At 68.8% G+C, this 1,349-nt stretch carries 2 protein-coding genes; both read right to left on the bottom strand.

Annotation, left to right across the window (positions count from 1 at the left end; all coding sequences use genetic code 11):
• A partial coding sequence (locus G3N93_RS40010) for an NAD(P)/FAD-dependent oxidoreductase (RefSeq protein WP_206135524.1) occupies positions 1-813 on the bottom strand: 813 nt, incomplete at its 3' end.
• 92 nt (positions 814-905) lie between these two features.
• The coding region (locus tag G3N93_RS40005; RefSeq protein ID WP_206135523.1) for a lipocalin family protein at positions 906-1,349 on the bottom strand (444 nt) is incomplete at its 5' end.

Raw genomic sequence — 1,349 nt, 5'->3', positions numbered from 1 at the left:
GTGGCACGCGAGCACGACGGCGTCGAAGCGCTCACGGCCGGCCGCGTCGGTCGCCACCGTGACGCCGTGTTCGTCGCGCAGAATCGTGCGAACCGGCGTGTTCACGCGGACGTCGTCGAGCGTCGCGGCAATGCGCTCGACGTACCGCCGCGCGCCACCGGCGATCGTGCGCCAGGGCGGGCGGTCGTTGACCTGCAGCAGCGCATGGTTCAGGCAGAAGCGCAGGAACGTCGCCGCCGGAAACCGCAGGATGTCGTCGGCGTTGCTCGACCAGATCGCGGCCGCCATCGGCAGCAGGTAGTGCTCCTGGAACGATGTGCCGTAGCCGCCCGCGGCGAGCAGCTCGCCGACCGACAGACGCTGGCGGTGCGCTGTTTCGAGGTGACGCTGCGCGGATGCGTTGAAGCGCAGGATGTCGCGCAGCATGCCGAGGAACGACGGCGAGAACAGGTTGCGGCGTTGCGCGAACACCGTGTTGAGGTTGCTGCCGGCCCATTCGAGCCGGCCGCCGTCGACCGAAACCGAGAACGACATGTCGCTCGGATGCGCAGCCACGCCGATTTCGTCGAGCAGCGCGATCAGGTTCGGATAGGTCCGCTCGTTGAAGACGAGGAACCCGGTATCGACCGGATGGCTCGCGCCGTCGAGTTCGATATCGACGGTGTGCGTATGGCCGCCGAGGTAGTCGGCCGCCTCGAACAGCGTCACGCGGTGACGGCGGGCGAGCAGGTAAGCGCTCGCCAGGCCGGCGATGCCGGCGCCGACGACGGCGATCCGCCGCCCGGGCGGCGAGGCAGTGGGGTGCGGATGCATCGCGATGGGTCTCCAGCAGGCGCGTGAGCGGTCTCGGTAGCGGCTTTTCACCAGATACGGAGCAAAGCGGGCGGCGGATGCGCGGGGCCCGGTCAGTCGCGCTCGCCCGGCGATGCGAAGCCCGGCTGGCCGATCTGCCCGGGTGTTTGCGGCACGCGCCTGAAGCGCGACGTGTCGTAGCTCATCGCGTCGAGCCGGGCGAGCAACGCGCGGTACGTCGCGTCCTCCATCGTCGGCGTGCGCGAGAAGATCCAGCCGAGCGTCTTGCCCGGGTAGCCGAGGATCGTGTAGCGATAGCCGGGATCGACGTAGAGCGTCAATTGCGTGACGTACACCGGCCAGAACAATCGCACGCGCCATTCGCCGCCTGCGCTGCCCGGTGTCACGGAATCGACGAAGCGGTAGCGTTTCTCGGGCTGGTCGAAGCCGCCTTTCCGGCCGACGAATGCGTCGTCGATCCGGCCGTCCGCGCGCAGCGTCCACTCGGCCCGGCTGCCGACGTAATCGCGTTCCGCGAAATACGGGATGTTGGCGAA

The organism is Burkholderia sp. Se-20378, assembly GCF_017104665.1.
GTDB classification, from domain to species: Bacteria; Pseudomonadota; Gammaproteobacteria; order Burkholderiales; family Burkholderiaceae; genus Burkholderia; species Burkholderia lata.
Note: the sequence above shows the minus strand (reverse complement) of the source record. Positions and strands in the feature narration are given on the sequence as shown.